The sequence below is a fragment of the Cnuibacter sp. UC19_7 genome (genome assembly GCF_042699995.1).
In the GTDB taxonomy this organism is placed as follows: Bacteria; Actinomycetota; Actinomycetes; order Actinomycetales; family Microbacteriaceae; genus Cnuibacter.
In genome coordinates this window covers 1,981,462-1,999,917 of record NZ_CP170560.1, presented here as the reverse complement: position 1 = coordinate 1,999,917, position 18,456 = coordinate 1,981,462, and the positions used below count along the sequence as shown (strand labels likewise).

The window sequence follows — 18,456 nt, the reverse complement described above, 5'->3', positions numbered from 1 at the left end:
GGGCAGCGGGCGGGGGTCAGTCGATCGCGTGGAGGCGCCAGGCGGCGGTGGCGGAGTCGCCGGGGCCGAGGCGGAGGAGGTCGGTGCCCGAGTTGAAGGCATCCGGCGGGCAGGTCATCGGCTCGACCGCGAGGCCGAGGCGGGTGACGCCCTGCGAGGGCAGCAGGTCGGCGGTGTGGATCTGCACCCAGCCGCAATCGGCGCCCCAGGTCATCGCGACGCCGCGGCCGTCCGCATCCGTCACCGTCACCGTCGTGTCGCCCGCGCCGTCGCGGACGAGGTCGGTGAACGCGTGGTCGATCTCGGTGGATCCGATCACCCGAGGGGAGCGGAAGTCGAACGCGCCGCCCTCGGCCTCCGCCACCGCGGCGAGGTCGGTGGGGATGAGGCGGTCGGGCGTGACCTCGAGCACCGTCTCGGCGGGCAGGGTGAGGGTCCACTCGTCGAGCGGGCTGCCGCCGGCGACCAGGTACGGATGCGGGCCGGTGCCGAACGGGGCGACGCCCGTGCCGAGGTTGGTGCCCGTGACGGTGGTCTGCATCCCGTCGGCGTCGAGGCGGTAGCGGACCGCCACCTCGACGCGGAACGGGTAGCCCGTCTGCGGCTCGACGACGGCGGTGAGCGTGAGCGAGTCGGACGTGACCTCGGTGGCGGTGAAGTCGAGCCAGGGGGCCAGGCCGTGGAGGGCGTGTCCGCGGCTCGGCTCGGTGAGGGCGAGCTGATGCTCCGTCCCGTCCCAGGTGTAGCGGCCGTCGACCACGCGGTTGGGCCACGGCGCGAGCACCGCGCCGCGGTACGCCGGGCGCAGCTCGTCGGCCTCGAACGGGACGACGAGGTCGCGGCCCTCGTGCGTGAGCCGGCGCACGGTGGCGCCGATGCTCGCGACGTCGAGCACGTAGCCGTGCGCTTCGAGACGGTGCTGCGTGCCCGAGATCGGGCGGGCTGCGGTGCTCATGGGATGTCCTCCTCGGGGCGGCGGTCGCCGCGCGAGGAGCGGGCGCGGTTCCACCGTACCGGCCCGAGCGGTGCCGGGAGTAGGGTCCGGGCATGGGCATCAGGAGGGCGATCCCCGTCGTGAGGACGGACGACCTCGCCGAGAGCCGCGGGTTCTGGGTCGACTTCCTCGGCTTCACACCGGGGATGGACGAGCCCGGGTTCCTCATGCTGAAGTCGCCGGACGTCGAGACGACCCAGGTGATCGTCGCGGATCCGACCGCCGCCGACGCCAAGGTGCGCGACGTCGACGTGAGCGTCGAGGTGTCGAACGTCGAGGAGGCCTACGCCGACGCGCAGCGGCGCGGCCTCGAGATCGTGTACCCGATGACCGACGAGCCGTGGGGCATCCGCCGCTTCTTCGTGCGCGCGCCCGACGGCACGGTGGTGAACGTCGCGGCCCACCGGGGCTGACCGGCCGGAGGAACGGCGCGCTTCTCGCGCAGGCAGGGGCGTGCGGGCCTCACCTCGACACCGGATACGGGAAAGCCCCGCGTATACGGCGGGGCTTTCCCGTATTCGGTGTCGAGGTGACGGCTACTCGCGCTCGGCGGACTCCCGCGCGGGCGCGACGGGCTCGGCGGAACCCGCGGCGGCGGCCGGAGCGGCGCCGCCGCGGGCGGCGCGCTGCTCGGCCTCGAGGCGCTCCGCCTCCTCACCGCCGATGGCCTCGCCGCGGGCGACCAGCCCCGACACGTCCTGCAGTGGGATCTGCTTGAGGAACAGCGACAGCACGAACGCGGCGGCGATGAACGGCAGCAGGTACCAGAACACCGGGGCGAGCGCGTCGGCGTACGCGTCGACGACACCCTGGTGCACTGCCTCGGGCAGCTGGTTGAGCGCCTGCGGGTCGAGGGTCGCGGTGGCCTGCGACGCATCGGCCGCTGAGGCGCCGGCCTGCGTGAACACGCTCGTGAGGTTCTCGCTGAGGCGCGTGGTGAAGATCGTGCCGAACACCGCGGTGCCGAGCGCGGCGCCCACCTCGCGGAAGTAGTTGTTCGAGCTCGTCGCCACACCGATCTGCGCCGCGGGCACGGCGTTCTGCACCACGAGCACCACGACCTGCATGATGAGGCCGAGCCCCGCACCGAAGAAGAACAGGTACACGCAGATCAGCCATACCGGGGTGGTCGCCGCGAGCGTGGTCATCGCGACCATCGCCGCCGCGGTGATGAGCGTGCCGAGGATGGGGAACAGCCGGTACTTGCCGGTGCGCGTGATGATGATGCCCGAGGCGATCGACGTGCCGAGGAGTCCGACCATCATCGGCAGCATCAGCAGCCCGGAGGCGGCGGCCGACGTGCCCGACGACATCTGCAGGAACGTCGGGATGAAGCCGATCGCGGCGAACATCCCGATGCCGAGCGTGAGGCCGATCGCGGTCGCGTTGACGAAGATCGGGTTCTTGAACAGGCCGAGCGGGATGATCGGATCCTTGGCGCGCGACTCCGTGAAGATGAACAGCGCGGCCGCGACGACGAGCCCGACACCCCACGCCCAGGTCTCGATCGCGCCCCAGCCGTGGTCCTTGCTGCCGCCGAAGTCGGTGAAGAAGATGAGGCAGGTCGTGGCCGCGGAGAGGAAGAGCACGCCGAGGATGTCGATCGGCTGCGTCGCCTTCTTGTTGGGCAGCGTCAGCGCGACGAGAGCGATGACGAAGGCCGCGATCCCGACCGGGATGTTGATGTAGAACGCCCACTGCCAGGTGAGGTGGTCGACGAAGAACCCGCCGAGGAGGGGGCCGGCCACGGCAGAGAGGCCGAAGATGCCGCCGAGCGGGCCGAGGTACTTGCCGCGCTCGTTGGCGGGCACGATGTCGGCGATGATCGCCTGCGACAGGATCATGAGCCCGCCGCCGCCGAGGCCCTGGATGGCGCGGAACACCACGAACATCCAGAAGTCGGTGGCGAAGGCGCATCCGACCGACGCCAGCGTGAACAGCGCGATGGCGAAGAGGAAGAGGTTGCGGCGCCCGAGCACGTCGCCGAACTTCCCGTAGATGGGCATCACGATCGTGGTGGCGAGGAGGTAGGCGGTGGTGATCCACACCTGGTTCTCGACGCCGCCGAGCTGCCCGACGATCGTGGGCATCGCGGTGGACACGATGGTCTGGTCGAGGCTCGAGAGGAGCATGCCCGCGATGAGGGCGCTGAAGATGATCCAGATGCGCCGCTTCGTGAGAAGCAGCGGGGCCGGGGCGGTGGCGGTCATGGTGTCCGTTTCGCGATGAGAGGGTCGAGGAGGGCTGCGGGGGAGCGGATGCGGTGAGGGGCTCGGAGCGGATGCGGTGAGGGGTTCGGGGCGGATGCGGTGAGCCGCGTGACGGGCGGCGGCTGCGGTGGCTGTCAGGCGAGAAGCTGGCGCGCCACCTCGAGTCGGCGGCGGAGCAGGATGCGGAGGTCGTCGGGCGTATCGCCGCCGTGGGCGCGGAACATCTCCTCGACGCTGGCGCGGAGCAGCGCGCCGAAGACCTGCACCGCGGTGGCGGCCCGGACGTCGCCGTCGGGCAGCGCCTCGCGCCGCTCGACGAGCGCGATGTCGCCGCGCTCGCCCTCGTTGGCGAGGCGCAGCGCGATCTGCAGCAGCTTGGGCTCGCGTTCGAAGGCCTGGAACAGGTCGCGGACGTCGTCATGGGTGAGGTCGACGGTGGCCCACCGTGCCATCTGCAGCTCGAGCAGGTGGTCGAGGATGGAGTCGAGCCCGGTCGGCCCGGCCTCGACGAAGGCCTGCTCGATCGCCTCACGGTCGCTGTCGATGGGGATGCCGATGACGGCGTTCTCCTTCGACGCGAAGTAGTTGAAGAAGGTGCGGCGCGAGACGCCGACCTCCGAGCAGAGCTCCTCGATGGTGAAGCCCGAGAGGCCGCGCTCGGCGGTCAGCGTGCGCGCCGCCTCCTTGAGACGGCGGGAGGTCGTGGCCTTCCGCTCGTCTCGCAGCGTGACTGCACTCTCGTTCATGGAGTGCAACTTTACACTCTCGGCGAGATAGTGCAAACACGCCCGAACGGGGGTGGATGCGGCTATCTCACCCCAGCCTCGGGAGTGACGTCGGCCGCTGCTAGCCTCCGACCGAGACGACGAAGGGCGGGGCTGTGCGCAGATCCAGGATGGCGAGAGGGTTGGCCGGAGCGGTCGCCGCGGCGATCGCGAGCGTCGCGCTCGTGGTGGGGAGCGCATCCGTCGCCACGGCCGTGCCGACCGACGACGGCACGATCTCCGGGCGGATGGTCACCGCATCCGGCGACCCGGTGCCGGGCATCGTGCAGGCCAGGCTCGCCGACGGCACGGGCGGCTACCGGAGCGCTGCGGTGCAGGGCGACGGGAGCTACGAGCTGCCCGCCCCGGCCGGGAGCTATCTCGTGCAGTTCGTCCCGGACAGCGACTACGTCACCGAGGCCGCCCCCTTCGGATTCGCGCGGGCGTGGTACCCCAACGCTCCGACCCCGGCCGACGCCCAGACGGTCGTCGTCAATGCCCACAGCGACACGCTCTTCGTCGACTCCGCGCTGGTCGCGGCCGGGAAGGTGAGCGGCACGGTCGCCGGCCCCGATCCGGAGTACTGGATCCTCTTCTCGACGGGGGGCACCCCTCCCGTCGATCCCGGTGCCGACGAGCAGCTCGCGTACGCGGGCGGCGACAAGACCTGGGACTACCGGATCGCGCCCGGCTCGTACCTCCCCGTCGTCTACGCCGCCGACCCCGAGACGCACGAGGCGACCTACCCGCTCCTCGTCCTCGACCGGATCGAGGTGACGAGCGGCGGGCAGGTGTCCGGAGTCGACGCCACGCTGCAGCAGTCGGGCTCGCTCGACGCCATCATCCAGCTGCCCGACGGCAGGCCCTACGCGAACGTCGACGTCTGGATCGGCACGCAGCAGGGCTCCGGGCGGCTCGGCCGCGAGGTCACGACCGACTCGAGCGGGCACGCCGTCTTCACGCACCTGCAGCCCGGAACGTGGGACATGTCGGTGCTCTCCGACTTCGACTCGCCGTACGCGGCGCTCTTCGTCCGCGGTCTCCTCGTCGCCGGCGGGATGGCGTCCGACATCACGTCCGCCGTCGGTGACCCGCTCCCGCCGGGCGCGACGGCGTCGCCCGCGACCCGCACGTCCGACGGGGTGCTCCTCGTCGACCGCGGCCCGCTCACGCTGACCCTGCCCGACAGCATCGACCTGGAGGGTGTGAGCTACATCGTCTCCGACGACACCGAGGGCCCTGCCCCGCTCACCGGCGACTTCACGCAGGATGCGTCGGGCACCTGGACCGCGACCATCGACCTGAGCGGCACCGTCGGCAAGACGAGCATCGCCTTCACCCAGGAGTTCGACCTCGGCCTCACCGCGCAGACGATCATGCCCGTCGCCGTGCCCCTCGCCGTCGCCGACACCGACCTCGTCGCCGCGAACCGCGGCGACGTGCAGACGGCGGCGACCGCCACGGCCGGCACCGCGACGACGATCTCGGGCCTCACCGCCGATGCCTGGTACTTCGCCTGGTGGTTCTCGTCGCCCAGGGCCGGCGGCTGGCTGCAGGCGGATGCGTCGGGCGCGGTCACCGCGATCGTCCCTGCGTCTCTCGCGGCGGGTGACCACACGGTCGCGCTCGTGAGCGAGCAGCGGCAGATCGTCGGCTGGGCGCCGGTCGCGGTGCTCGCGGCGGGCGGGGGCGGGGGTGGCGGCTCGGCCTCGGGCGGTGCGGGGTCGGGCGGCTCGGCCTCGGGCCAGCTCGCCGCCACGGGATCCGCGGCGTACGTCGCGGGCGGGATCGCGGTGACGCTGCTGGTCGCCGGGGCCATCGTCGTCCTCGTGCGGCGGCGTGTGGTCCGCTCCGAGGCGCGCCGGTGAGCCGCCGGGCCGCGTCGCGGCGCGGGTCGCTCGCTGCGGCAGAGCGCCGAGGCGAGGCCGCCGCCGCTCGCCGCCGCGCCTCGCGTGCGTCGGCGTCGCGTGCGCGCGGAACGACCGCGCGCGTCTGGCGGCGCGCCGTCCTCGCGCTCGCGGCGACCGCCGGGCTCGTGCTCGGCGGGGCGACGGTCGGCGTGACCGCCGCCTCCGCCGACCCGACGGGAGGGGTCATCAGCGGCCGCATGGCGTCGGCGCTCGCGCAGACGCCGATCCCCGGCGACGTGGTGGTCTCGACCGCCGACAGCAGGACGATCGTGGCCGCGGTGACCACCGACGGTCAGGGTCGGTACAGCATCCCGGTCGAGGCCGGGGCGTACATCGTGCAGTTCCGCCCCTCCCTGGTGCAGGATGCCGAGGCTCCCTACGGCTATCCGCCCACCTTCTACCCCGACGCGGTCCACGCGTCCGGCGCCGTGCCGATCGCCGTGGCCGACGGAGGCACGGTGCAGGTCGACGGCAGGCTGAAGGCTGCCGGGGCCCTGATGGGGAACGTCACCGGCGCCACCGGCCGCTTCGCGCTCGTGCTCGTCGAGGCGGGCCAGGATCCGCCTGCCGACCCCTTCGACGGAGAGCACTTCGCCGTCGAGGCCCAGGATGACGGCGGCTACGTCCTCCCCGGCGCGGCCGGCTCGTATCAGCTCGCCGTCTACCGCTACGCCGACGGCTGGGGCTTCGTCTCCCTCGCCCGCAGCGGGGCGTCGTTCGTCGTCGAGTCGGGCCAGCCGGAGATCGTCGACGTCTACGCCGGCGAGACCGGCTCGATCCAGGCCGAGCTCCGCGATCCGTCGGGTGCCGTGGTCGCCGACATGCCCGTCACGCTCCGCTCCCCGGATGGCGTGGTGCGCATCCAGAGCGAGACCGACGAGGCGGGCGAGGTCGTGTTCGACGGGCTCGAGCCCGACGACTGGCAGCTGGCGGTGCTGCCCGACGACGACCGGTACAGCCCGCTCTGGGTGCGCGACGTCGGGGTCGACGCGGGCGAGACGGTCACGGTGTCTCTCACGCTCGGCGACCCGCTGCCGGCGGGGGCGACGGCGGCGCCGTCGATCCGCACGGCCGACAACGTCCTGCTGCTCGACAAGGGCCCGCTGCTCATCACCGTGCCGGGCGCCGACGACCTGGTGGGCGTCGACTACATCCTGTCCGACTTCCAGGTCGGCGTGGAGGCGCTCACGGGCGCGCTCGAACGTGGCGACGACGGCACCTGGTCGGCGACGGTCGACGTCACCCCGCTCGAGGGCAAGGTGACGATCGGGCTCGTGCTGCACCGCAGCGAGGGCTGGACCGAGCAGACCGTCGCCCCCGCCGCCGAACCGCGAGCGGTCGATGCCGCCGAGCTCACCGACGCGTCGCGTGGCGCGATCACCACGCCCGCGACGGCGACGGCGGGCGCCGAGACCACGATCTCGGGGCTCTCGGCCGGCGAGTGGTACTACACGTGGTGGTTCTCGTCGCCCACGGCGGGCGGCTGGGTGCAGGCGGATGCGTCGGGCACGGCCACCGCGGTGGTGCCGGCCGATCTCGGTGCGGGGCCGCACTCCGTGGCGGTGCTCGACCGGATCGCGGAGTTCGCCGGGTGGGCCCCCGTGTCGGTGGTCGCCGCGAACGGCGGTGACGGTTCGGGTGCCGGCGGTGCGGGCAGTGCCGGCGCGCAGCTCGCCGCGACGGGCTTGGGTGCGGCCAGCGGTATGCCGCCGCTGTGGGCGGGCGCCGGGGCGCTCATGCTGGTGCTCGGCGGGGCGGTGCTCGCCGTCCGTACCCCGCTGCGCCCGCGGCGCTCGCGCGCACGCTGACGCCAGCGCACCGATTCCGCCGAAGCTCCCCGCATTTCGATGCCGCTTCGGCGTAATCGGTGTCGAGGTGATGGAACATCCGGTGATCCGCGCCGAGCGGGCGTCGGCTTTCGGGCCGCCGTATCCGCACATGCGGAGCTAGACTTCCCTTTGTGGCGCAGATACGGATTCGCGACGCCGGGATCTTCCTCGGAGTGAGCGACGACACCGTCCGCCGGTACGTCGACAGCGGGCTGCTGAGCAGCACGAAGGACGCCTCGGGCCGGTCGGTCGTCGACGGGCTCGAGCTCGCGGAGCTGGCGAGGAGGAACTCTGTGCTGCCCGCCGATCCGTCGGACGTCGGGCGGTCGGCCCGCAACCGGTTCGTGGGATTGGTCACGGCGGTGACGATGGACACGGTGATGGCGCAGGTCGAGCTGCAGTGCGGTCCGCACCGCGTCGTGTCGCTGATGTCGAGCGAGGCGGTGCGCGAGCTGGGCCTCGAGCCCGGCTCGGTGGCGGTCGCGGTGGTCAAGGCGACGACGGTGATGATCGAGACGCCGCACGGAGCCTCCGAGTGAGGCGCCGCCTCGCAGCGCTCGCGCTGGGCGCGGCCGCGCTCCTGCTGGCCGGATGCACGGGCACCCCGGCGGCCGGCGGCTCGGGCTCGCCCTCCGCCGACTCGTCCGCATCCGTCGACTCGTCCGCATCCGCTCTCGAGGGTTCGATCACGGTCTTCGCCGCCGCGTCGCTCAAGCAGACGTTCACCGACCTCGCGTCGCGCTTCGAGGATGCGCATCCCGGCGTGACCGTCGAGCTCACCTTCGCCGGGTCCTCCGACCTGGTGACGCAGATCACCGAGGGCGCCCCCGCCGACGTCTTCGCCTCGGCCGACGCGAAGAACATGGCGAAGCTGACGGATGCGGGGCTCGTCGACTCCGCCGCCCCCGTCGACTTCGCCACGAACGTGCTCGAGATCGCGGTGCCCCCCGGCAACCCTGCGGGGGTGACGTCGTTCTCCGACCTGGCGCGGCCCGACGTGAAGGTCGTCATCTGCGCACCGCAGGTGCCGTGCGGATCCGCCACCGCGGCGATCGAGCAGTCCACCGGCGTCACCCTCTCGCCCGTGAGCGAGGAGTCGTCGGTGACCGACGTGCTCGGCAAGGTCTCGTCGGGCGAGGCGGATGCGGGGCTCGTGTACGTCACCGACGTCGCTGCGGCCGGCGACGCGGTCGACGGTGTGCCCTTCCCCGAGTCGAGCGGAGCCGTCAACACGTACCCGATCGCGCCCGTGTCGGCGTCGGCGAACCCCGCCGTGGCCCGCGCCTTCGTCGAGTTCATCGCGGGCGCGGAGGGCCGCACCGTCCTCGCCGCCGCGGGCTTCGGCGCCCCCTGAGCATGCGCCCCTCCGTGCCCCGCCCCTCCGCGCCCCGCCCCGCGCGTGGGGCCGCCGTCCGCCCGTGGGGTGCGGGTTTGTCCAGGTTTCCGTCGCCTTTCGGCGGATTCGCGACGGAAACCTGGACAAAGCCGGGGGTGGGTGCGGGACGCGCTCGGGGCAGGGGCGGGACGTGCGCGTGAGGGGCCCGGGCATCGCGGGCGCCGGGGTGCCGCGGTGGGTGATGGTGATCGCCGCGGTGGGCGCGGCCTTCGTGCTGCTGCCGCTCGTGGCGATGGTGGCGCGCGTGGATTGGGCGCACTTCATCCCGCTCGTGACCTCGCAGTCATCACTCGACGCGCTCTGGTTGAGCCTCCGCACGTCGCTCGCGGCGACGGCGCTCTGCATCGTGCTCGGGGTGCCGATGGCGCTCGTGCTCGCCCGCACGTCGTTCTGGGGGCAGAAGATGCTGCGCGCGCTCGTGCTGCTGCCGCTCGTGCTGCCGCCCGTGGTGGGCGGCATCGCGCTGCTCTACACGTTCGGGCGGAGGGGGCTCCTCGGCGGCGCCTTTCAGGTGCTCGGCATCGACATCGCCTTCTCGACCACGGCGGTGGTGCTCGCACAGACCTTCGTGGCGCTCCCGTTCCTCGTGCTGAGCCTCGAGGGCGCCCTGCGCACTGCGGGATCTCGCTACGAGGCCATCGGCGCGACCCTCGGCGCGCGCCCGACGACGGTGCTCCGCCGCATCACCCTGCCGCTGGCCCTCCCCGCGCTCGTCTCGGGCGCGGTGCTGTCGTTCGCCCGCGCGCTCGGCGAGTTCGGCGCCACGCTCACGTTCGCGGGCAGCCTCCAGGGTGTCACCCGGACCCTGCCGCTCGAGATCTACCTCCAGCGCGAGACCGACCCCGACGCGGCGGTGGCCCTGTCGCTCGTGCTCGTCGTCGTCGCGGTCGTGGTGGTCTCGATCGCGCACAGCGCGGGGCAGGCCGGGACGATGCCGCGGATGCGGGTCAGCCGGCGGATGCGAGGCGGTGACGTCGAGTGAGCGCCCCCGCGGATGCGCGTCCGGCGCCGGCACTGGACCTCACGGCGACCGTCACCGACCGCGACTTCACCGCATCCCTCTCGATCGCCCCGGGGGAGACGGTCGCCGTGCTCGGCCCGAACGGCGCGGGCAAGTCGACCCTGCTGGGTCTGCTCGCCGGGCTCGTGCGCCCGACGTCCGGCCGGGCGGCCCTCGGAGATGACGTGCTGTTCGACCTCCCGGGTGCCGCGGGCGCCGACCGCGCCGAGGAGGCCGAGCACACCCAGGATCCGCGCCTGTCGTCGCCGGAGAACCGCGTTTCGCGGGTGCACTCGGCCCCCGGCGCCTCCGCCCGCCGCGCGTGGACCCCGCCCCACGAGCGCGGCGTGACGCTCCTCGCGCAGGAGGCGCTGCTCTTCCCGCACCTCACCGCGCGGCAGAACGTCGAGTTCGGGCCGCGCAGCCGCGGGGCGTCGCGCGCCGCGGCTCGCGCGGCGGGGGAGCGGTGGCTCGCGGAGGTCGACGCCCTCCCGCTCGCCGATCGCCGTCCCGCACAGCTGTCCGGAGGGCAGGCGCAGCGCGTCGCGCTCGCGCGTGCCCTGGCGTCCGAGCCCCGCCTGCTGCTGCTCGACGAGCCGATGGCGGCGCTCGACGTCCACGTCCGGCCCACTCTGCGTCGGATGCTGCGCGACGTCCTGGCCGACCGCACCGCCCTCATCGTCACCCACGACGTGCTCGACGCCCTCGTGCTCGCCGATCGCGTGATCGTCGTCGCCGACGGACGCATCCGCGCCGACGGCCCCACCCGCACGGTCCTCGAGCACCCCACCGACCCCTTCACCGCCGAGCTCGCCTCCCTCAACCTCGTCACGGGCACCGCGTCCGCCTCCCGCGCGGGTGGCCCGGCGGATGCGGTGGTGCTGGCCGACGGACGCCGTCTCCCCTTCACCCCGGCACCCGTCGTCGCGCTCGGTGCGCCCGTGGGCGTCGCGATCCCGCCGGCGGCCCTCCGCGTCGAGACCGCCGCCGACCCCGCCGTCCGCCCCGGCCCGGGCCCCGTGGATGCGGTGGTGCGCGACCTGGAGCCTCGCGGCGACCTGGTGCGGGTCCGCACCGACCTCCTCTTCGTCGACCTGGCCCCTACCGTCGTGGCCGACCTGGACCTCACCCCGGATGCGCGCATCCGCCTCCACTACGACCCCGCCGCCGCCGTCGCCTACCCCCTCCCGTAGCAGCAGGTCACACCCGACGGCGGGCATCCGGTGCTCAGTTCGCGCGCCACCCACGCTGGGATGCAGTCAGAACGGAGCACTCGATCCCACTCACGCGTGTGCTCTCGACCCACCCGCGAGCATGAGTGCGGGCGCGGGTGCTTCCCAGGGCGGGCGGCGGGACGCCGGTAGCATGAGGGGGCCATGACGAGTCCCGACCCGAGCTCCGCGCCCCGCACCCGACGCGACGCGCGAGCCGCCGAGGACGCGGCAGCGGCGCGCGAGGCGGTCCCCGACGCGGCGGTGAAGCCGCGCTCGCCGCACTTCATGCCGCACATCCAGGGCCTGCGCGCGATCGCGGTGCTGCTCGTCGTCGTCTACCACTTCTGGCCCGGACGCCTCACGGGCGGCTACATCGGCGTCGACGTGTTCTTCGTGATCTCGGGCTTCCTCATCACGGGGCAGCTCGTCCGCCAGTTGGAACGCACCGACCGCATCGCCCTCCCGAGCTTCTACGCCAAGCGCGCCCGCCGGCTCCTGCCGGCCGCGGTGCTCGTGCTCGTCTTCTCGAGCCTCGCGACTCTGTTCATCATGCCGCTGTCGGCCCTCACCGAGAACGTGCGCGAGATCCTCGCGTCGACGTTCTACGTCGAGAACTGGGCGCTCGCGCTGAACTCCGTCGACTACCTCGCCGCGAGCAACGAGGCGAGCCTGGTGCAGCACTACTGGTCGCTGTCGCTGGAGGAGCAGTTCTACCTGTTCTGGCCGCTCCTGCTGCTGGGCGCGAGCGTCGTCGGGATGCGGTTCATGAACCGCCGCCGCTGGCCGGCGCTGTTCATCGTGCTGGGTGTGGTGGGTGTCGGGAGCTTCGTGTTCTCGGTGCTGTTCACCGCATCCGACCCGGCGCCCGCCTACTTCGTCACCTTCACCCGCCTGTGGGAGTTCGCGGTGGGTGCCGCGCTCGCGATGCTGCCGCGGCTGCGCCCGACGCGTGCGTGGCTGTCGAACCTGCTCGGGTACGCGGGCATCGTCACCGTGCTCGCCTGCGGGGTGCTGTTCACCGCCGCGACGCCCTTCCCGGGCTACATGGCCGCGATCCCCGTGCTCGGCACGGCGGCGATCATCGTCAGCCACCACCGCGAGCACTGGTACGACGCGGGGCGGGTGCTGAGCTTCCGCCCGGTGGCCTTCGTCGGCGACATCTCGTACTCCCTCTACCTCTGGCACTGGCCGCTCATCGTCATCGCGCCGTACGTGCCGTTCTGGGGTCTCTCCACGGCGCACCGGGTCGCCCTGTTCGTGTTCTGCTTCGTGCTCGCCTGGCTGACGAAGCGCTTCGTGGAGGATCCCGCCCGCCGCTGGCGGTACCTGGCGGATGCGCGCCCCCGCCGCACCATGCTCTGGGTCGTCGGCGCGATGGCGGTGTCGAGCCTGTTCATCGGCACGACGCTGGCCGTGCAGCAGCCGAAGTACGACGCCGAGGCCGCGACCCTGCAGCAGACCGTGGCGGATCCGCCCGAGTGCTTCGGCGCGGCCTCCGGCCCGACGAACGGGCTCACCGCGATCGACCCGCGCTGCGAGAACCCCGCGCTCGCCGACCAGATCGTGCCGAGTCCGGGCTTCGGCAACGCCGACCGCCCGTCGAACTCCGACTGCCTCTCGACACTCAACGACTCCACGGTCCGCGACTGCACCTTCGGCTCGGTCGACGATCCGAACGCCCCGCAGATCGCGCTGATCGGCGACAGCCACGCGTATGCGCTGATCGACCCGTTCATCCGGATGGCCGAGCAGAACGGGTGGCGCCTCACCACGTACCTCAAGGGCGGATGCGCGTGGTCGACCGACCCGCTGCCCGGCGACGACGCGTTCACCCGCTCCTGCGACACGTGGCGGCAGTCCCTCACCGCCGACCTCGCCGCGCACGCTCCGTTCGATGCCGTCTTCACCGCAGCCCTCGTCGACCGATCGATCGAGGGATCCGACTCCGCCGAGGCCGCCGCCCAACACGGCTTCGAGCAGGCCTGGGCGCCGGTGCTCGCGGCCGGCACCCCGGTCGTCACCGTGGTCGACAACCCGGCCTGGGAGGACGACCCGAACAAGTGCCTCCGCACCTCGGCGGCCGCCGACTGCGTCGAGCCCCGTTCCGAGGGCCTGGCGGCGTTCGACCCTGTCGCCTCGGCGGCGCGGGCGCTCGCCGGGTCGGGGTCGGATGTGACGCTGCTCGACTTCAGCGACACCTACTGCACCGGCGACGCCTGCCAGGCGGTGATCGGCGGGGCCAACGTGTACCGCGACCCCGACCATCTCACGAAGACCTTCGCGCTCACGCTCCAGCCCTTCCTGACCTCGGCGATGGCCGCGGCCGTGGCGCGCTAGCCTCTCCGCGGCATGCTCGGAGTCCTCACCGGTTTCGGCATCATCGGCCTCGTCATCGGGGTCGGATACGGTGTCGCGCGTCTCAGGGTCCTGCCCGACAACGCGCTGCCGGTGCTCAACCGGCTCGCGTTCTTCGTCTCGACGCCGGCGCTGCTGTTCACGGTCGTGAGCCGGTCGCATCCGTCGGAGGTGTTCTCGCCCGCACTCCTCGCGTCGGTGATCGCGGTGGTGGTGACCGGCGCGCTGTACGTGGTGGTGTCGGTCGTGTTCTTCCGCCGCGGGGTGGGTGTCACCGTGGTGGGCACGGGTGCCTCGTCGTACGTCAACGCGAACAACATCGGGCTCCCGGTCGCCACCTACGTGCTCGGGCAGCCGAGCCTCGTCGTGCCGATCATCCTGCTGCAGCTGGTCGTGATGGCGCCGATCATCCTCACCGTCCTCGACATCACCTCCCGGGGCGACGTGTCGCTGCGCTCGGTGCTCACGCAGCCCGTGCGCAATCCGATCATCATCGCCTCGCTCAGCGGGCTGGTGGTGAGCCTCTTCGGGTGGACCGTGCCCGACATCCTCCTCCAGCCGCTCACCCTCATCGGCGGATCGGCCGTGCCGCTCGTGCTGCTCGCCTTCGGGATGTCGTTGGTGGGCCGGCGCCCGCTCCAGCCCGGGCCCGATCGCGTAGCGGTCATCGTGGCATCGGCGTTCAAATCACTGGTCATGCCGCTCGTGGCATATCTCGCGGGGGCGCTGCTGCTGGGTCTCTCGGGGCCGGACCTGTTCGCGGTCGTGGCGCTCGCCTCCCTGCCGACGGCGCAGAACATCTACAACTACGCGGCTCGCTACCAGACGGGCGTCGTGCTCGCCCGCGACACGGTGCTGGTCACGACGATCGCTGCGGTCCCGGTCCTCCTCCTCGCCTCGATCCTCCTCGCCCACTGAGCCCGCCGGCCGCGTCGCGCGCGTGCGCTGGATCGAGCGTGCGCCGTTGGCGCCCGTGGCGCTGCGGATGTGGCAGTTGTGGCGGCCTGCCCGCGCTCGAGGTCGCCACGAGTGCCACATCCGGAGGCGCTCCCTGCCCCACTCGGGACGACGGGTCAGGGGAGCAGGGAGCGGACGAGGGACTCCCACCCGTCCGCGAGGCGCGCCGCGCCGATTCGCTGCCGCGCCTCGCGGGGGAGCACCATCACGGCGCGGAGCGCGGCGAGCAGCATGAAGGCGACGACGGGCACGTCGAGGTCGGCGCCGGTCTGGCGCAGCAGCATCGCGATGTGCGCCTCCGACGCGGAGCCGGCGCCTGAGGCACCAGGATCGAAGGCCGCAGGGGGCGCATCCGCCTCGCGCAGCAGGTCGCTCTGCGTGTCGAACACGCGGATGCGCTCGCGCCCGTAGGCGACGAGCCTGTCGACCGGCGGTGACCCGGGCCCGAGAGGAGGCGGCCCGAAGATGTAGCGGCGCTGGAACTCCTTCTCGGTCGAGTCGAGCAGGGCCGTGAAGAGTCCCGCCTTCGACTCGAAGCGGCGGAACACGGTCCCCTTGCCGAGCCCGGAGTCGGCGGCGAGCCGGTCCATCGTCAGCGCGTCGACCCCCCCGGCGGCGATGATCCGCCGCGCGGTCTCGAGCAGGCTCTCGCGATTGCGCGCCGCATCCGACCGCTCGGGACGGGTCGCCTCCTGCGCTCGTTGCAGGGGGAGCGAGGTCCGCTTCTCCATGCCCGCAGGGTACCAGGGGGCCCCGAGGCACGCCCGCGGAGGGTGAGGCGCGCCCCCGCAGGGTGACGCGCGCCCGCCGAGGTGAGCATGCCCGCGGAGGTGAGGCAACCCCCTCGTCGCTCGGCGGGCCGCTCCTAGGCTCACGCAGAGGTCGCGGACGGCGCGGCCGGGAGAGAGGCGACCCATGGCGACGGTGTCCGACGCGATCGTGCAGAGGCTCGGCGAGTGGGGAGTCGACCGGATCTTCGGGTACAGCGGCGACGGCATCAACGCCTTCGTGGAGGCGATCGCCGCGACCGACGGGCTGGACTTCATCCAGGCCAGGCACGAGGAGGCCGCCGCCTTCATGGCGGTCGGCCACTCGAAGTACAGCGGGCGGATCGGCGTGATGACGTCGACCCAGGGCCCCGGCGCCATCCACCTGCTCAACGGCCTCTACGACGCGAAGCTCGACGGCGTCCCCGTGGTCGCGATCATCGGGCAGCAGGATCGCAGCACCCTCGGCTCCGCCTACATGCAGGAGGTGAACCTCGAGCGGCTCTTCGCCGACGTCGCCTCGGAGTACCTGCAGACCGTGCAGACCCCCGAGCAGGTGCCCCTCGTGATCGACCGGGCGTTCCGCGCGGCGCTGGCCACACGCTCGCCCGCGGTCGTGATCCTGCCGCACGACGTGCAGAAGGCGGAGGCGCCGGAGCTGCCCCACGAGCACGGCATCGTGCACAGCGCGGTCGGCTACAGCGCTCCCCGGGTGGTGCCGCACGTCGACGACCTGGCGCGCGCGGTCGAGGTGCTCACCGCATCCGAACGGCCGCTGCTCTTCGTCGGCCGCGGGGCGCGCGGTGCGCAGGACGAGGTCGTCGCGATGGCGGCGGCCCTCGGCGCGGGCATCGTGACCAGCCTCCTCGGCAAGCCGTACGTCGACGAGCGGCTCCCGTTCGCGGCCGGCACCATGGGCCACCTCGGAACGACGGCGAGCGCTCGGCTGCTCGCCGAGTGCGACGGGCTGCTCATCGTCGGATGCGACGATCCCTGGACAGAGTTCTACCCCGCGCCCGGCCAAGCCGCCGCGGTGCAGATCGACATCGACGGGCGGGTGATCGGCAACCGGTACCCCGTGTCCGTCGGCCTGATCGGCGACGCGGCAGAGACCCTCGCCGCCCTCTTCGCCCGGTTGCCTGAGATCGATGCGGACGCAGACGCCGGCCCGTCCTCGTGGCGTGCCACGGTGGAGCGCGAGGTGGCGGCCTGGCACGACGTGGCTCGCACCCGCGCGGCCACCCCCGCCGATCCCGTGAACCCGGAGGCTGCGATCGCGGCGCTCGACCCGCACCTCACTCCGGATGCGCTGCTCGCCCTCGACGTCGGCAGCGTCGTCTACTGGTACGCCCGCCAGCTCCACCTGCCCCGCGGTGTCGAGGCGCACGTGTCGGGGCGCCTCGCCTCGATGGGATGCGGCGTGCCCTACGGTCTCGCCGCGAAGCTGGCCGAGCCGAGCCGCCCGGTGATCGTCCTCGCCGGTGACGGCGGGATGCAGATGCTCGGCAACTCCGAGCTCGTCACCCTTGCGCGGATGTGGCCGCGGTGGGCCGATCCGCGCTTCGTGGTGTGCGTGCTCGACAACGGCCATCTCGCGGAGGTGAGCTGGGAGCAGCGGGAGATGGAGTCGGCCCCGCGCTACCCCGCGAGCCAGGACCTGCCCGCGTTCCCGTTCGCCGGCTACGCCGAGTCGCTCGGCCTCCGCGGCGTGCGGATCGACGACCCCACCGCTCTCGATGGCGCCTGGCGCGACGCGCTCGCGGCCGACCGGCCCACCGTCCTCCAGATGGTCACCGACCGGAACGTCCCGCTGTTGCCGCCCTTCCCGCAGGGCGAGCAGAAGCTCGACCCGATGCACGCGGGTCTGGCTCGCGAGGGCGACAGCGGTGCGGCGGCCGCTCGTCTGCTCGACGAGTACGCCTCGCACGAGCGCCGATGAGGGCCCGCGCGAGGATGCGTCCGCGGGCGCTGCCCACCGTCTCGGTGGTCATCCCCGTGAAGGACGACCGCGACGAGCTCGAGCGCTGCCTCCAGGCGCTGGCGGCGCAGACGGTGCTCCCACATGAGATCGTCGTGGTCGACAACGGCTCGAGCGACGGGTCGACGGAGGTCGCTCTCGGCTTCGGGGTGCGCGTGCTCGCCGAGTCGCGCCCGGGCATCCCCGCCGCGACGAGCACGGGGTACGACGCCGCGCGGTTCGACGTGATCGGTCGGCTCGACGCCGACAGCGTCCCGGATGCGCGCTGGGTCGAGACCATCGTCACCACGTTCGCGGCGCGCCCCGAGCTCGACGCCCTCACGGGCCCCGCCCGCTTCTCCGACGGCCCGATGTTCGGCCGCGGTGTGCTCGCGGCGCTCTACCTGGGGGCGTATCGCGTCACCCTCGGTCCCGCGCTCGGGCACGTCCCGCTCTTCGGCTCCAACCTCGCGCTGCGTCGCCGCGCCTGGCAGGAGGTGCGGGACCGCATCCATCTCGACCCCGAGCTGCACGACGACCTCGATCTGTCGTTCCACCTCGGCATCCGCCACCGCATCGGATGGGAGCGGCGACTGCGCGTGAGCATCTCGCAGCGGCCGCTCTGGTCGCTCTCGGCGCTGCGGATCCGCTTCCGGCGGGGCTTCGCGACGGTCTTCGTGCACTGGCCGGCGGATCTGCCGTGGCTGCGCTGGCGGCGGATCGTGCGCGCTCGCCGCACGGCGGCGCGGCTCGGACCGGGAGCGGGTCGACTCGCGACCGGCTCGGCTCAGCGCTCGGCCGGGTAGTCCGCGTCGTCACCCGAGCTCGGCGACACGTCGGCGTCGTCGCGCCAGTCGATCCGCTTCGTGCCGTGGTCGGTCTCCGAGACGCGGATGCGCGGCTCGGCGTCGGCCTCGGTCGCCTTCGGGGCGGTGGTGAGCTGGTCGTGGCGCTTCTGCTCGAAGTCGGGGTCGGTGCCGGAGCCGGTATCGGTGTCGGAGTCCATGCTTCGAGCGTCCCACCATCGTCCGGCGTCGGCGATCTTCCGACTCCGGGGAATAAGCGGACCATGGTCCGGTTGAACCCTCCGAGACAGTCCCGCG

General features: G+C 72.8%; 16 protein-coding genes. 11 read left to right on the top strand and 5 right to left on the bottom strand.

The features are described 5' to 3' along the window. Nucleotides 1-16: 16 nt before the first annotated feature. Nucleotides 17-955: an aldose 1-epimerase family protein gene (locus ACFJGV_RS09420; RefSeq protein WP_378143638.1), complete on the bottom strand. Its 939-nt coding sequence runs from the start codon at nt 953-955 to the stop codon at nt 17-19. A gap of 92 nt (nt 956-1,047) precedes the next feature. On the opposite strand from ACFJGV_RS09420, the gene ACFJGV_RS09415 reads away from it, so the two are divergent. Beyond that, nucleotides 1,048-1,407 carry a VOC family protein gene (locus ACFJGV_RS09415; RefSeq protein ID WP_378143637.1) on the top strand — a complete coding sequence of 120 codons (360 nt, stop codon included), beginning with the start codon at nt 1,048-1,050 and terminating at the stop codon, nt 1,405-1,407. Nucleotides 1,408-1,530: 123 nt separating this feature from the next. Here ACFJGV_RS09415 and ACFJGV_RS09410 read toward each other — a convergent pair whose 3' ends face one another. After that, nucleotides 1,531-3,204: an MDR family MFS transporter gene (locus tag ACFJGV_RS09410; protein WP_378143636.1), complete on the bottom strand. Its 1,674-nt coding sequence runs from the start codon at nt 3,202-3,204 to the stop codon at nt 1,531-1,533. Between the two features lie 134 nt (nt 3,205-3,338). Further along, nucleotides 3,339-3,950, bottom strand: a complete 612-nt coding sequence (locus ACFJGV_RS09405; RefSeq protein WP_378143635.1) for a TetR/AcrR family transcriptional regulator — start codon at nt 3,948-3,950, stop codon at nt 3,339-3,341. A 134-nt stretch (nt 3,951-4,084) separates the two neighbouring features. On the opposite strand from ACFJGV_RS09405, the gene ACFJGV_RS09400 reads away from it, so the two are divergent. From ACFJGV_RS09400 to ACFJGV_RS09365, 8 genes are all read left to right on the top strand, one after another. Beyond that, a complete protein-coding gene (locus tag ACFJGV_RS09400; protein WP_378148587.1) occupies nt 4,085-5,836 on the top strand; it encodes a hypothetical protein in 1,752 nt (583 codons plus the stop codon). Continuing rightward, entirely contained in the window at nt 5,833-7,686 is a 1,854-nt protein-coding gene (locus ACFJGV_RS09395) for a collagen binding domain-containing protein (RefSeq protein WP_378148585.1), read from the top strand. The genes ACFJGV_RS09400 and ACFJGV_RS09395 overlap by 4 nt, the downstream gene beginning before the upstream one ends. A 152-nt stretch (nt 7,687-7,838) precedes the next feature. Then, a complete protein-coding gene (locus tag ACFJGV_RS09390; protein WP_378148584.1) occupies nt 7,839-8,246 on the top strand; it encodes a molybdopterin-binding protein in 408 nt (135 codons plus the stop codon). After that, entirely contained in the window at nt 8,243-9,061 is an 819-nt protein-coding gene (gene modA, locus ACFJGV_RS09385; RefSeq protein ID WP_378148583.1) for a molybdate ABC transporter substrate-binding protein, read from the top strand. The genes ACFJGV_RS09390 and modA overlap by 4 nt, the downstream gene beginning before the upstream one ends. A gap of 223 nt (nt 9,062-9,284) precedes the next feature. Further along, nucleotides 9,285-10,085 carry an ABC transporter permease gene (locus ACFJGV_RS09380; RefSeq protein ID WP_378148677.1) on the top strand — a complete coding sequence of 267 codons (801 nt, stop codon included), beginning with the start codon at nt 9,285-9,287 and terminating at the stop codon, nt 10,083-10,085. Between the two features lie 32 nt (nt 10,086-10,117). Beyond that, nucleotides 10,118-11,296 carry a sulfate/molybdate ABC transporter ATP-binding protein gene (locus ACFJGV_RS09375; RefSeq protein ID WP_378148675.1) on the top strand — a complete coding sequence of 393 codons (1,179 nt, stop codon included), beginning with the start codon at nt 10,118-10,120 and terminating at the stop codon, nt 11,294-11,296. 183 nt (nt 11,297-11,479) lie between these two features. Further along, the gene (locus tag ACFJGV_RS09370; RefSeq protein WP_378148581.1) at nt 11,480-13,654 is read left to right on the top strand and encodes an acyltransferase family protein; all 2,175 of its coding nucleotides are present in this window, start codon (nt 11,480-11,482) and stop codon (nt 13,652-13,654) included. A 12-nt stretch (nt 13,655-13,666) separates the two neighbouring features. Continuing rightward, nucleotides 13,667-14,590: an AEC family transporter gene (locus ACFJGV_RS09365; protein ID WP_378148579.1), complete on the top strand. Its 924-nt coding sequence runs from the start codon at nt 13,667-13,669 to the stop codon at nt 14,588-14,590. 155 nt (nt 14,591-14,745) lie between these two features. Here the strand turns inward: ACFJGV_RS09365 and ACFJGV_RS09360 are convergent, their stop codons facing one another. After that, complete coding sequence (locus ACFJGV_RS09360; protein WP_378148577.1) at nt 14,746-15,360, bottom strand: TetR/AcrR family transcriptional regulator; 615 nt, start codon at nt 15,358-15,360, stop codon at nt 14,746-14,748. Between the two features lie 184 nt (nt 15,361-15,544). Here ACFJGV_RS09360 and ACFJGV_RS09355 point away from each other — a divergent pair, with 184 nt between their 5' ends. Together ACFJGV_RS09355 and ACFJGV_RS09350 are read left to right on the top strand one after the other, a co-directional pair. Next, nucleotides 15,545-17,335, top strand: coding sequence for a thiamine pyrophosphate-requiring protein (locus ACFJGV_RS09355; RefSeq protein ID WP_378148575.1), 1,791 nt, complete (start codon nt 15,545-15,547; stop codon nt 17,333-17,335). Then, nucleotides 17,332-18,159 (top strand): glycosyltransferase family 2 protein, encoded by an 828-nt coding sequence (locus ACFJGV_RS09350; protein WP_378148573.1) that lies wholly within the window; start codon nt 17,332-17,334, stop codon nt 18,157-18,159. Before ACFJGV_RS09355 ends, ACFJGV_RS09350 begins: the two co-directional genes overlap by 4 nt. Here the strand turns inward: ACFJGV_RS09350 and ACFJGV_RS09345 are convergent. Beyond that, nucleotides 18,141-18,359 carry a multidrug transporter gene (locus tag ACFJGV_RS09345; RefSeq protein WP_378148571.1) on the bottom strand — a complete coding sequence of 73 codons (219 nt, stop codon included), beginning with the start codon at nt 18,357-18,359 and terminating at the stop codon, nt 18,141-18,143. The genes ACFJGV_RS09350 and ACFJGV_RS09345 overlap by 19 nt on opposite strands. Nucleotides 18,360-18,456 lie beyond the last annotated feature (97 nt).